The following is a 13,370-nucleotide window of genomic DNA, read 5'->3' as shown; positions in this document are numbered from 1 at the left end:
TCGTCTTTTTTTTGCAAGCGCGCACGCAGTTACTTGCCTGCTTCGCCCTTCTTGATCCACGCCGCCAGCTGGTGCGGGCGCAGGCCGTCGTAGTCTTCGAACGGCTGATGGATCCACGGATTGTGCGGCAGTTCGTCGAGGAAGTAGTCAGGACGCACGACGGAGCAGCCCTTGAGCCAGATCACGGCCGATTTGACTTCGGTCACGTCAGGGAAGTTTTCCTTCAGGTGACGCGTGACCTTGTCCAGCGTGACGCCGGAATCGGCCAGATCGTCGACCAGCAGGATGCGGCCGGCCAGCGGGCCCTTGGTCATGGTCATGTACTTGGCGATATCGAGGTCGCCGCGCACGGTGCCCGCGTCTTCGCGGTAAGAGCTGGTCGACAGGATGGCCAATGGCAAATCAAAGATGCGCGAGAACACGTCGCCGGGACGCACGCCGCCGCGCGCCAGGCACAGTACCTGGTCAAATTTCCAGCCCGATTCGTAGACCTTGAGCGCCAGGCGCTCGATCAGGCGGTGGTATTCTTCCCAGTTGACCCAGAGATGTTGATCGTTCGATTGTGGGGTAGTCATGATAGTGAAATCTTATTATTAGCGTGATTAAAAAAATCCGCCTTGCGGCGGATTGTGTCCAGCAGCTTACTCGAATGGGTGGCGCAGCACGATCGTTTCTTCACGATCAGGACCGGTCGAAACCATGTCCACCGGCACGCCGACCAGTTCTTCGATGCGCTTGATGTAAGCGCGCGCCGTCGCCGGCAAGGCCGCCAGCGATTTCGCGCCGACCGTGCTTTCCGTCCAGCCTGGCATTTCTTCGTACACCGGTACGCAACGTGCGGCTTCTTCAGCGCCCGATGGGAAGATGTCCGTGGCCACGCCGTCGATGGTGTAGCCGGTGCACAGTTTCAGCGTTTCGATACCGTCCAGTACGTCCAGCTTGGTCAGGCACATGCCCGTCACGCCGTTGATCTGCACGGAGCGGCGCAACAAGGCGGCGTCGAACCAGCCGCAGCGGCGGGCACGGCCCGTCACGGTGCCGAATTCATGGCCGACTTGCGCCAGGTGGTGGCCGACGCCCGCATCCGTTGGCAGTTCCGACGGGAACGGACCGGAACCGACGCGCGTCGTGTAAGCCTTGGTGATGCCCATGATGTAGTGCAGCATGCCAGGACCGACGCCCGAACCGGCGGCGGCATTGCCGGCCACGCAGTTCGACGAGGTGACGAACGGGTAGGTGCCGTGGTCGACGTCGAGCAGGGAACCCTGCGCGCCTTCGAACAGCAGGTTCGCGCCGGCCTTGTGCGCCTTGTACAGCGCGCTCGACACGTCGGTGACCATCGGACGCAGACGCGGCACATAGGCCAGCGCGTCGTCGAGGGTCTTCTGATAGTCGACTTTCGGCGCCTTCAGGTAGTTTTCCAGCACGAAGTTGTGGTAATCGAGGTTTTCGGCCAGCTTTTCGGCAAAGCGCTTCTCGTTCAGCAAGTCGGCGATACGGATCGCGCGGCGCGCCACTTTGTCTTCGTAGGCCGGGCCGATGCCCTTGCCGGTGGTGCCGATCTTCGCATCGCCACGCTTGACTTCACGCGCCAGGTCGATCGCGGTGTGGTAAGGCAGGATCACGGGCGCCGCGTCCGACACTTTCAGGCGCGAGGCGACTTCGACACCGACCGCTTCGAGCTTGTCGATTTCGCGCAGCACGTCCGGCACGGAAACGACCACGCCGTTACCGATGTAGCAGGCGACGCCTGGACGCATGATGCCCGACGGGATCAGCTGCAGCGCGGTTTTGACGCCGCCGATGACCAGCGTGTGGCCTGCATTGTGGCCGCCCTGGAAGCGCACCACACCCTGGGCGTGATCGGTCAACCAATCGACGATCTTGCCTTTACCCTCATCGCCCCATTGGGTGCCGATGACAACGACGTTCTTTGCCATAATTTTCTTTGACATCACTCAACCTAAGTTTTTAAGAATCCAGCTACTACCATTATCGGCAAGTACCAGCACGCGATCGCACTCGAACTCGTCTTGTTCATTACTGTGACCCGGCATACTCTGGATCACGACCTCGCCCGCCTTGCGCAACTCGGCGATTTTTTCCTTCAATTCTGGCGCGCTGCCCCACGGCGCGCGGATCGAATGCTTCCGTTCCGCGGTCGGCAACAGGCGCGCCAGTTCGCGCAAATCGAGCGAGAAGCCGGTCGCGGGACGTGCCCGGCCGAACGCTTCGCCGACGTGGTCATAACGGCCGCCGCGCGCAACCGCGTTCGGCAAGCCAGGTACATACAGCGCAAACATCGCGCCACTTTCATATTGGTAGCCGCGCAGGTCGGCCAGGTCGATCGCCACTTCGGCGCGGCCCAGGGCGGATCCTGCCAGCGCGGCCAGTTCGGCCAGCGCCTTGAGCACGCCCGGCAGCGGCGGCAGCACTGCGCGCGCACGCGCCAGCACGTCGATATCGCCGTACAGGTTCGGCAAGGCCAGCAGCGCATCGCGCGTGACGGGATCGTAGGCGGCGGTCAGCGCACGCAGGCCCGGCGCATCTTTCGCGCGCAGCAAAGTGTACAGCGCTGCCTCGTCGCGCACGGCAGCGGCGTCTTGCGCGATGATAGCGCGCAACAGGCCGACGTGCGACAAATCCAGACGGACAGAGTCGAAACCGGCCAGTGCCAGCGAAGCGAGCGCCAGTTCCTGGATCTCGGCATCCGCTTCCAGGCCGGCATGGCCATAGATTTCGGCGCCGATTTGCAGCGGTTCGCGGGTGGCGTGCAGACCCGACGGACGGGTATGCAGCACGCTGCCGGCGTAGCACAGGCGGGTCACGGTGGCACGGTTCAGCAAATGGGCGTCGATGCGCGCCACTTGCGTCGTCATGTCGGCGCGCAGGCCGAGCATGCGGCCCGACAGCTGGTCGACCAGTTTAAAGGTGCGCAGGTCGGTATCCTTGCCAGCGCCGGTCATCAGCGATTCCAGATACTCGAGCAGCGGCGGCATCACCAGTTCATATCCGTACAGACGGAAATTATCCAGCATGAGGCGGCGCAGCTCTTCGATCTTGCGCGCTTCCGACGGCAGAACATCGGCAATATTTTCGGGCAAAAGCCAATTCGGCATGAGGGAGCGAGATACGGAAGAAAGTTGAAAAAATGCATCATGCGAGGCAGCGGCGAGCGCGCCAGGCAAGAGGCCGAACCTGATATTTTACGCGAAAACACGGGCCTTTAGGGACAAGTTCTCCGAATAGCTGCCACACAGCCCTAAAAACACCGCATTTTACGCCTTCCCGCAACAGCTTGGCGGGCACAAAAAAACGGGGCCGGCGTCAATGCCGGCCCCGCTGCTGCCGCACCCGTCCTTGCGGCCAGGTGCAGTCTCGATGCTGCCTTACTTCTTGGACGGAGCGGCCGTGCCGTTACCCTTGAAGTACTTGAAGAATTCCGAACTCGGATCGACCACCATCACGTCGCCCTTGTCCTTGAACGTGGCGCGGTAAGCTTCCAGGCTACGGTAAAACTTGTAGAACTCCGGATTCTTGCCAAACGCTTCCGCATAGATCTGCGACGCCTTGGCATCGCCCTCGCCGCGGATCTTCTCGGCTTCGCGATACGCTTCGGCCAGGATCACCGTGCGCTGCTTGTCGGCGTCGGCGCGGATTTTCTCGGAGTCGGCCGAACCGGTCGAACGCAGCTCGTTGGCCACGCGCACGCGCTCGGACTTCATGCGTTCATACACCGAGTTGTTGATCTGATCGACGTAATCGACGCGTTTCAGGCGCACATCGACGATGCCCACGCCGATGGCCTCGGCCTCGGCCGCCACCTTGGCCTTGATCGCCTGCATCACCTTGCCGCGCTCGCCCGAGATCACTTCGCGCACCGTGCGCTTGGTGATTTCATCATTCAGCGCGGCCTTGACGATTTGCGACATGCGGTTGCGGGCGCGGCTTTCATCGCCGCCGAAGCTGCGGAAATAAGTCTTCGGATTGACGATGCGCCACTTCACATATGCGTCGACGAGAATATTCTTCTTCTCGGCCGTGATGAAGCGCTCCGGTTCCGGCGTATCGAGCGTCAGGATCCGCTTGTCCAGGTAGATGACGTTCTGGAACGGCGGCGGCAGCTTGAAGTACAAGCCTGGCTTGCTGATCTCGTCCTTGACTTCACCGAGGGCGAAGACGATGGCGTATTTACGCTGATCGACAACGAACACGGTCGAGGACAAGAGCATGATCGCGATAAAGCCCGCGATCAGGGCGGCAACGATACGGTTCATTAGCGGCTCTCCCGTTCACGCGAAGAGCGGCTGTCGCGACGCTGGTTAACTTCTACTGTCTGCATGGCTTCCTGTGGCATTACGGTATTGGCTGCGGGTGCGGCCGCTGCGGCGCGCGCTGTTGCGGCCGAGGCGTCCGACGCCGCCTGCTGGGCGATCAGCTTGTCGAGCGGCAGATACAGCAGATTGCTGCCCGTCTTGGCGTCAACCATGACCTTGCTGGCACTGCTGAACACTTGCTGCATCGTTTCCAGGTACATGCGGTCGCGCGTGACGACCGGCGCCTTCTGGTATTCAACCAGCACCTGCTTGAAGCGCGACGCATTACCTTCGGAGTTCTCGGTCACCATGGCCCGGTAGGCCTCGGCTTCCTGCATCAGGCGGAATGCTGCGCCGCGTGCTTTTGGAATGACGTCATTGGCGTACGCCTGGCCTTCATTCTTCTGGCGCTCACGGTCCTGGCCTGCCTTGACGGCATCGTCGAAGGCGGCTTGCACCTGCTCCGGCGGCTGCACGGCCTGCATCGTCACATTGTTAATCAACACGCCAGCCTTGTAATCATCAAGAATCTGCTGCATCAATTTCTGCGTGTCAAAGGCCACTTTTTCACGACCTTCATACAGCACGAAGTCCATCTTGCTGCGGCCGACCACTTCGCGGATCGCCGTTTCGGCGACCTGGCGCAGGGTGTCTTCCTGGTCGCGCAAGCTGAACAGCCATTCCACCGGGTCTTTCAGCGTGTACTGCACCGCGAACTGGATGTCGATGATGTTTTCATCGTCCGTCAGCATCAGCGACTCGCTGGCCTGCTTGTTGCGCAGCGACGTGCGATACCCCACTTCCACCGTGCGCACCTGCGACACGTTGACGGTTTCGTCGGTCTGGAACGGATACGGCCAGCGCCAGTTGAGACCAGCCGGCGCCGTGCGCGTGACTTGGCCAAACGTCAGCACCACGCCGCTCTGGCCCTCTTGCACGATGAAGGCGCCGCTGGCGAGCCAGATGAAGACGGCGATCACGCCGACCACGCCGGCGGTGATGCCGACGCCCTTCATGTCGGGACGCGGGCCACCGCCACCACCGTTGTTATTGCCGCCGTTGTCGGGACGGTTCTTCTGTCCGAAAAAGGCGTTCAGGCGCTGATTGAAATCGCGCCACAACTGATCGAGGTCCGGCGGACCTTCGCCGGGCTTTTTGCCTTCTTGGGCTTTCTTGCCGTCGTCCTTGCGATTGCCCCAGCGGGGATCGTTCAGGGACAACTTCAAGCCTGTTTTTTTGAGTAGGGAGACAAGCATAACTATCGTGTTCCGACTTGGGAGTGGGTGGAAATCCTATCGTCCTCGCCAGGCTCTTCGTCCTGGTCCGGGGCGGCGCCATCGTGCTGGTCGTACTGACCGTCCAACTGATCTTCCTGCGGTGCTGCGTCGTTCTGATACAGGTGCGCCGAACGAGGCGCCTTCCTGGCCATCTCGACAATCGCATCGCGCAGCAGGTCGAGCCCGCTGCCCTTCTGCGCACTGACGAAGACGCGACTGATCGTAGCATATTCGTCGCGCTCCACCGAAGGCTCCAGCCCGGCCGCGTCGATCTTGTTCCACACGAGGATTTGCGGAATGTGATCGGCGCCGATCTCTTTCAAGACCAGGTTGACCTGCTCGATCTGCTCCATGCGTACCGGCGACGCGGCGTCGACGACATGCAGCAGCAAATCGGCATGGATGGTTTCTTCGAGCGTGGCACGGAACGCGGCCACCAGCTGATGCGGCAATTCGCGCACGAAGCCGACCGTGTCGGAGATCACCACGTTACCCACTTCCTGGCCCAGGTAAACCCGGCGCGAGGTGGTGTCGAGCGTGGCGAACAACTGGTCGGCAACATACACGCCGGCCTTGGTCACGGCATTGAACAGGGTCGACTTGCCGGCATTGGTATAGCCGACCAGGGACACCGAGAATGTGTGATTGCGGCCGCGCGCGCGGCGCTGCGTTTCGCGTTGCTTGTGCAGCTTTTCCAGGCGCGCGCGCAAGGCCTTGACACGGTCGCCGATCAGCCGGCGGTCGGTCTCGAGCTGCGTCTCGCCGGGACCGCGCAAGCCGATACCGCCCTTTTGCCGCTCAAGGTGGGTCCAGCCGCGGATCAGGCGCGTGGCCAGATGCTGCAACTGGGCCAGCTCGACTTGCAGCTTGCCCTCGTGGCTCTTGGCGCGCTGCGCGAAGATGTCGAGGATCAGGCTGGTACGGTCGAGCACCCGCACATTCAGGCGCTTTTCCAGATTGCGCTGCTGGGCAGGTGAGAGGGCATGGTTGAAGATGACGATTTCCAGGCCATCGTTGACGACGATGTCGCCAATTTCATCGGCCTTGCCGCTGCCGACGAAATACGCGGAATCGGGACTGGAACGCTTGGCCGTGATGGTGGAAATCGGGTCCGCGCCAGCCGAACGCGACAACAGCATGAGTTCTTCCATGCTGGCGGCGAAGTCGCTGTGACCGAAGTCAACCCCGACTAGTACGGCGCGCATGATGGCATCAGACAAGTTGCGGCGGACGCCGACGCCGATGCAAACGCATCAGCGCCGCTGGCGCGGACGGGGGCGATGGAGGGTGAAAGGCGCTGGGCCGTCAAGCTCAACGCTTTACTCCGCTTCAGATTCAATATTGAGATTGACGGCACGGGCCGGCACCACTGTCGAGATGGCATGCTTGTACACCATCTGTGTCACCGTATTGCGCAGCAATACGACATATTGATCGAACGATTCGATATGGCCCTGCAATTTAATGCCATTGACCAGGTAGATCGAGACAGGAACATGCTCTTTGCGTAATGCATTGAGGAATGGGTCTTGTAACAGTTGCCCTTTGTTGCTCATAACAGCTCCGTTTGTTTATGTTGTTGTGTAAGAATTGGAGGCGACTCGCTTGATTTCAAGTGCTCTCACACCTTTCAAAGAAAGAAAGATGCGTCATAGCTACTGTAACCTGTTTTCGCGATCGCTGTCGCGCATGGCGCATTAACACTTTATTATTTCCGTGCAAAAGCCATCGAATTGGCTGTCGGCGCCGCATTATCTCTGCGGCGCCTTAATATGCACTTAATTTTACTTACTTGGCGTGCGCGCAAACGGGTTTTTACCCGTGCGCAGTTCGATGCGCAGCGGCGTGCCGACGAGGGCAAACGTATCGCGGAAGTGTTTTTCCAGATAGCGCTTGTACGGGTCGCCAACGGCGTCGAGCGCATTGCCGTGAATAACGATCACAGGCGGGTTCATGCCGCCCTGGTGGGCATAGCGCAGCTTCGGACGAATCGACCCCTTGCGGCGCGGCTCCTGCTTCTCCACGGCCTCGATCAGGGCGCGCGTCAGCTTCGGCGTCGACAGGTCGCACATGGCGGCCGCATACGCGGCGTTGAGCGACTTCATCAATGGAGCGATGTTGGTGCCCTTCAGCGCCGAAATGAAATGCATCTGCGCGAACGACAGGAAATCGAGCTTGCGGTCGATATCGATCTTGATCTCGTCGCGTTCGTGCGATTGCAAGCCATCCCATTTGTTCACGGCCACCACCAGCGCGCGGCCCGATTCCAGAATGAAGCCGGCGATATGCGCGTCTTGCTCGGAAATATCCTGCTGCGCGTCGAGCATCAGCACCACCACGTTGGCTTCGGAAATCGACTGCAGGGTTTTCACCACCGAGAATTTCTCGATCGCTTCAAACACCTTGCCGCGGCGACGGATACCGGCCGTATCGATCAAGGTGTATTGCTGGCCATCGCGTTCGAACGGAATCTCGATCGAGTCGCGCGTCGTGCCCGGCATGTCGAAGGCGATCACGCGCTCTTCGCCCAGCAGCGTGTTGATCAAGGTCGACTTGCCCACGTTCGGGCGGCCGACGAGGGCGATCTTGATGCCGCGGTCGGTCTTTTCCAGCTCTTCAGGCTCGTCCGGACGCTGCGCGAACGCCAGGTCCAGCATCACTTCGACGAGGTCGTTGACGCCGTCGCCGTGCGCCGACGAGATCGCATACGGATCGCCCATGCCCAATTCATAGAATTCGGACACGACGGCCGTGTAGCGCATGCCTTCGCTTTTGTTGACCACCAACAAGACCGGGCGACCGCTCTTGCGCAGGAAGTCGACGATGGTCTTGTCATGCGGGGTCAGGCCTTGACGGCCGTCCACGATGAACACCACCACGTCGGCCTCGGCCACGGCCTGCTTGGTCTGCAGTGCCATCTGGTGCATGATGCCTTCCTTGGCGACGGGTTCGAAACCACCCGTATCGATGACCAGGAAGGGACGTTCGCCGACACGGCCTTCGCCATAGTGACGATCGCGCGTCAACCCAGGCAAATCCGCCACCAGCGCATCGCGCGAGCGGGTCAGACGATTGAATAAAGTCGATTTCCCAACATTGGGTCGACCTACTAGTGCAATTACCGGCTTCATTGTATTACTCGACCGCGAGAGCGGTCACTGTCCCTGATTGGGTTTGAAAAATCAAATTCGAACCGGCAACAACAGGAGCCGAAACAATCGGGCTACCGTCGGTGCTGACACGACCTATTAATGCGCCATCTTCCCGTGACAGGAAGTGGATATAACCTTGATAGTCGCCGACGGCGACACTGCGGCCGAAAGAGGCCGGCGTCGACAGGCGGCGGCGCGCCAGCGCCTCATTCTTCCAGGCACTCTGGCCGCCTTCGCGGCTGAACGCCACCACCGCGCCCTGGGAGTCGGCGGCAAACACGAAACGCTGGTCGACGGCCACGCCCACATCGGACGAGAACGGCTTGGTCCAGCGCGGCACGCCCGTGGCGGCATCGAAGCAGCCCGCCTTGCCCTGGTACGTGACGGCGCACACTTCGCCTTCAAACACCACCGGCGTGCCGGCGATGTCGGAGACGCGCTCCAGTTCGGTAGCGCCGCGCGGTTCGCTGACGACGATCTCCCAGCGTACCACACCGGTGGCCGCCGTCAGTGCCAGCAGCTTGCCGCCCGGCTGGGCTACATAGACATTCGCGCCGCCCAGCACCATGCCCGGCGCATTGCGCAGGGTCAGTGCCGGCGTGGCGCGCTGCACCGTCCACTTGCGCTCGCCCGTCCTGGCATCGAAGCCGACGATGCGGTTGTCCACGCTGCGCACCACGACCACGCCCTGCCCCACGACGGGCGCCGTCAATACTTCGCTGGACGCCTGTGCCTTCCACAGCTGCTTGCCATCGGCGTCAAACGCCAGCACGGCGCCCTTGGCGGCGCCCACGGCCACCACGCTGCCATCGCTGCCGGCGCTTGACGTGATGTCGCTGCCGGCCTTGACGCGCCAGGTTTCACGGCCGCTGGCCGCATCCAGGCGCGCCAGCGCGCCATCGGCGCTGACCACGTACAGGCTGCTGCCGGCCAGCGCCGGCGTCAACGCGTACACGCCGGCCTTGCCGATCGAATACTTCCAGGCGTCGCGCACGGCGATGCTCGATTTTAACTCGACCAGCTTGGCCGGTTCGACTTTCGGGTCTTTCGAGGCGAACGGGTTCCACGACGAGCAACCGGCCATCAGGGCCAACAGACTTGCAGCTACCAGCTTTTCAGTGACACGCATAAGTGTTATCCAACCTTTTTCTTGTACTTGTAAGGGCAAGGCAGGCGGCGCACAACGCCGCGCGGCCACACCGTCAGTGTTCCTGTCAGGCGGCGGCCTTGTCAGCCTTGGCCTTGTCTTCCGGTACCGTACCGCCAATCGCTTCCAGTTTGACCTGAATCAGTTGACGGCCTGGATTGTTCTTGTCCGTCGCGGCTATCGCGGCCAGGTAAGCCGTGCGGGCATCGGCCAGCTTGTTTTGCGCCACCAGGATGTCGCCCTTGCGGTCGGCCACGGCGCCGGCAAATTGCGCCACGGTGGCCGTCGCGAGCACCTTCAACGCTTCATCGTAGGCTTTTTCGTCCAGCAGGACACCGGCCAGGCGCAGCTTGGCGATGGCCTTGTACTCTTCCGTGCCATGCTCGGCTACCCATTGCAGCTGGGTCTTCGCCGTTTTCAGGTCGTTCGCGTCGAACGCCACCTTGGCCGCGGCCAGGGCGCTCATCTGCGCATACGCCGTGCCGCCGAAACGCGACTGCATGTCGCCGGCCGCGCGCATCACCTTGGCCGTGTCCTTGGCGGCGATGGCGTTTTGCAGTTCGTCGTACAGCTGGCCCGCTTGCGCGGCCTGCGTGCGCTGGTAGTACTGCCAGCCAGCCCAGCCGCTGTAGCCTGCCAGCGCCACGATCAGGACCCAGGAGGTCAGATTGCCATTGCGCTGCCACCAGGCCTTCAGGGTTGCCAGTTGTTCTTGTTCTTCGTGATCGTATGCCATGGGTCGTCAGTTTTAATGAGTAGTTGATCGAGGGTAGTACGGTCTTGCTTCAAATCAATGGTGGTGATGCACGTGGCCGCCAGGACCGTGGTCGTGGCCGCAATCGTGGTCGCCGATGATCTGGTCCACCACGTAATCGACGACATCGTCGAACGGCACCGTGCTCTGCTGCGCGCCCGCATCGGCTTCGCGCATGGCTTTCACCGTCGCGACATTGTTGGCGATTTCATCGTCGCCCATGATCACGGCAAACGCCGCGCCGCTGGCATCGGCCTTTTTCATTTGCGTCTTGAAGCTGCCGCCACCGTTGCTCGCTGCGCAATGTAGCACAACGTCGAGGCCCGCATCGCGAATCCGCTCGGCCAGCACGAACGCTTGCAAGCCTGCCTGCTCGCCCTGGTGCACCAGATACACGTCGCACTGGGCCGGGGCTTCCGGCTCGGCCGCATCCTTCATCAGCAGCACCAGGCGTTCGACGCCCATGCCGAAACCGACGGCGGGCGTCGATTTGCCACCGAACATTTCCACCATGCCATCATAGCGGCCACCGGCGCAGACCGTGCCTTGCGCGCCCAGCTTGTCGCTGACCCACTCGAACACCGTGCGGTTGTAGTAATCGAGGCCGCGCACCAGGCGTGGATTGATGGTGAACGGGATATTGTTGTGGTTCAAGATCTTCTGCACGCCGTGGAAGTGGGCCAGCGATTCCTCGCCCAGGTAGTCCAGCAGCTTCGGTGCGCCATTGACCAGGTCCTGCATGGCTGGGTTCTTCGTGTCGAGGATGCGCAGCGGATTGCTGTGCAGGCGGCGCTTGGCTTCTTCGTCGAGCAGCTCGCTGTGGCTTTCCAGGTAGGCGATCAGGTCGGCGCGGTGGCGCAGGCGCTCGTCCGCATCGCCGATCGAGTTCAGCTCCAGGCGGATGCCTTCCAGGCCCAGGTCATCCCACAGGCGGCGCGACAGCATGATGATCTCGGCGTCGATATCCGGGCCCGTGAAACCGATGGCTTCCACGCCGAACTGGTGGAACTGGCGGTAGCGGCCTTTCTGCGGGCGCTCGTGGCGGAACATCTGGCCCTTGTACCACAGGCGTTTCGGGCCTTCGTAGACGAGGTTGTGTTCGACCACGGCGCGCACCACGCCGGCCGTGCCTTCAGGACGCAGGGTCAGGTTATCGCCGTTCATCGAATCGGTGAACGAGTACATTTCCTTTTCCACGATATCGGTCACGGCGCCGATGGCGCGCGCGAACAATTTCGTTTCTTCCACGATCGGCGTGCGGATCTGCTGGAAGCCGTAGCTTTGCAGCACGGATTGCGCCGTATTTTCAAACAATTCCCACAGCGGGGCATCGGCCGGCAGCACGTCATTCATGCCTTTCACGCCTGTAATTTTCTCTGCTTTTTTATTTTCGGACATAGTGTTCTTCTTTGCTTTAACTTGATTGTCGGATTACGCGCGTAGCGCTAATCCGACCTACGCTGCTGCGCCATAATGGCTTTTAACATAATTGAGGACGATGTCCTGGAATTCCTCGACGATGCGTTCGCCGCGCAGGGTGACGACTTTTTCGCCGTCGACAAACACAGGCGCGGCCGGCGACTCGCCCGTGCCGGGCAGGCTGATGCCGATGTTCGCATGCTTCGATTCGCCGGGACCGTTGACGATGCAGCCCATGACGGCCACGTTCATCGCTTCCACGCCCGGATACGATATCTTCCATTCCGGCATCTGCTCGCGCAGGTAGGTCTGGATGTTGTCGGCCAGCTCCTGGAAGGTGGTCGACGTCGTGCGACCGCAACCGGGGCAGGCGATGACCATCGGCGCGAACTTGCGCAAGCCCATGGTTTGCAGGATTTCCTGGCCGACGATGACTTCGCGCGTGCGGTCGCCGCCCGGTTCGGGCGTGAGCGAAATGCGGATGGTGTCGCCGATGCCTTCCTGCAGCAGCACGGCCAGCGCCGCGGTGGACGCCACGATGCCCTTGCTGCCCATGCCCGCTTCCGTCAGGCCCAGGTGCAGCGGATAGTCGCAGCGCTGGGCCAGCTCGCGGTACACGGCGATCAGGTCCTGCACGCCAGACACCTTGCACGACAGAATGATCTTGTCGCGGCCCAGGCCCAGCTCTTCGGCGCGCACGGCGTTTTCAATCGCCGACGTCACCAGCGCTTCATACATGACGGCTTGCGCCGGCCAAGGGTCGGCGCGGCCCGCGTTTTCATCCATGATGCGCGCCAGCAAGGCCTGGTCGAGGCTGCCCCAGTTCACGCCGATGCGCACCGGCTTGTCGTACTTGCAAGCCGCTTCGATCATTTGCGCGAATTGCGTGTCGCGCTTGGCGCCCTTGCCCACGTTGCCAGGATTGATGCGGTACTTCGACAGCGCGCGCGCGCAATCGGGGTAATCGTTGAGCAGGGTATGGCCGTTATAGTGAAAATCGCCCACCAGCGGCACGTCGATGTCCATCTTGTCGAGCTGCTCGCGGATATACGGCACGGCGGCAGCCGCTTCCGGACGGTCCACCGTCAGGCGCACCAGTTCCGAACCGGCACGCGCCAGTTCCTTGATCTGGATCGCCGTGCCGATGGCGTCGGCCGTATCCGTGTTCGTCATCGACTGCACCACCACGGGGGCGTCGCCGCCCACCCAGATCTGACGCTGGCCGTGCGCGATCAGTACCTTGCGGCTGTCGCGGCGGCCGGAAGGACCGGAGCCGATCGCTGTTTTCGAGGTAGCCATAAATAT

General features: G+C 61.6%; 12 protein-coding genes. All 12 read right to left on the bottom strand.

All coding sequences use genetic code 11. From position 1 onward, the window contains the following. Positions 1–29: 29 nt before the first annotated feature. The 12 genes from KY494_RS25985 to ispG all read right to left on the bottom strand — a co-directional run bounded on the left by KY494_RS25985 (position 30) and on the right by ispG (position 13,364). The gene (locus KY494_RS25985) at positions 30–575 is read right to left on the bottom strand and encodes a phosphoribosyltransferase (protein WP_034752020.1); all 546 of its coding nucleotides are present in this window, start codon (positions 573–575) and stop codon (positions 30–32) included. Positions 576–641: 66 nt separating this feature from the next. After that, positions 642–1,955, bottom strand: coding sequence for an adenylosuccinate synthase (locus tag KY494_RS25980; protein ID WP_096236844.1), 1,314 nt, complete (start codon positions 1,953–1,955; stop codon positions 642–644). A 3-nt stretch (positions 1,956–1,958) separates the two neighbouring features. Then, entirely contained in the window at positions 1,959–3,119 is a 1,161-nt protein-coding gene (locus tag KY494_RS25975) for an ATP phosphoribosyltransferase regulatory subunit (RefSeq protein WP_219133695.1), read from the bottom strand. A gap of 270 nt (positions 3,120–3,389) precedes the next feature. Then, positions 3,390–4,277, bottom strand: coding sequence for a protease modulator HflC (gene hflC, locus KY494_RS25970; RefSeq protein ID WP_219888696.1), 888 nt, complete (start codon positions 4,275–4,277; stop codon positions 3,390–3,392). Next, on the bottom strand, positions 4,277–5,572 hold the full coding sequence (hflK, locus tag KY494_RS25965) for an FtsH protease activity modulator HflK (RefSeq protein ID WP_219888695.1): 1,296 nt from the start codon (positions 5,570–5,572) through the stop codon (positions 4,277–4,279). Before hflK ends, hflC begins: the two co-directional genes overlap by 1 nt. Positions 5,573–5,574: 2 nt before the next feature. Next, entirely contained in the window at positions 5,575–6,798 is a 1,224-nt protein-coding gene (gene hflX / locus KY494_RS25960; RefSeq protein WP_219888694.1) for a GTPase HflX, read from the bottom strand. 114 nt (positions 6,799–6,912) lie between these two features. After that, positions 6,913–7,149 carry an RNA chaperone Hfq gene (hfq, locus tag KY494_RS25955; protein WP_008450615.1) on the bottom strand — a complete coding sequence of 79 codons (237 nt, stop codon included), beginning with the start codon at positions 7,147–7,149 and terminating at the stop codon, positions 6,913–6,915. A 228-nt stretch (positions 7,150–7,377) separates the two neighbouring features. Continuing rightward, complete coding sequence (gene der / locus KY494_RS25950) at positions 7,378–8,724, bottom strand: ribosome biogenesis GTPase Der (RefSeq protein ID WP_010399874.1); 1,347 nt, start codon at positions 8,722–8,724, stop codon at positions 7,378–7,380. Positions 8,725–8,728: 4 nt separating this feature from the next. Continuing rightward, a complete protein-coding gene (gene bamB / locus KY494_RS25945; RefSeq protein WP_219133699.1) occupies positions 8,729–9,874 on the bottom strand; it encodes an outer membrane protein assembly factor BamB in 1,146 nt (381 codons plus the stop codon). An 85-nt stretch (positions 9,875–9,959) separates the two neighbouring features. After that, positions 9,960–10,628 (bottom strand): tetratricopeptide repeat protein, encoded by a 669-nt coding sequence (locus KY494_RS25940; RefSeq protein WP_099762965.1) that lies wholly within the window; start codon positions 10,626–10,628, stop codon positions 9,960–9,962. 54 nt (positions 10,629–10,682) lie between these two features. After that, positions 10,683–12,044: a histidine--tRNA ligase gene (gene hisS, locus KY494_RS25935; RefSeq protein WP_071076279.1), complete on the bottom strand. Its 1,362-nt coding sequence runs from the start codon at positions 12,042–12,044 to the stop codon at positions 10,683–10,685. A gap of 57 nt (positions 12,045–12,101) precedes the next feature. Beyond that, a complete protein-coding gene (ispG, locus tag KY494_RS25930) occupies positions 12,102–13,364 on the bottom strand; it encodes a flavodoxin-dependent (E)-4-hydroxy-3-methylbut-2-enyl-diphosphate synthase (RefSeq protein WP_219888693.1) in 1,263 nt (420 codons plus the stop codon). Positions 13,365–13,370 lie beyond the last annotated feature (6 nt).

This window comes from Janthinobacterium sp. PAMC25594, assembly GCF_019443505.1.
Taxonomy (GTDB): domain Bacteria; phylum Pseudomonadota; class Gammaproteobacteria; order Burkholderiales; family Burkholderiaceae_D; genus Janthinobacterium.
The sequence above is the reverse complement of the archived record's forward strand: the minus strand, read 5'-3'. Positions and strand labels throughout refer to the sequence as shown.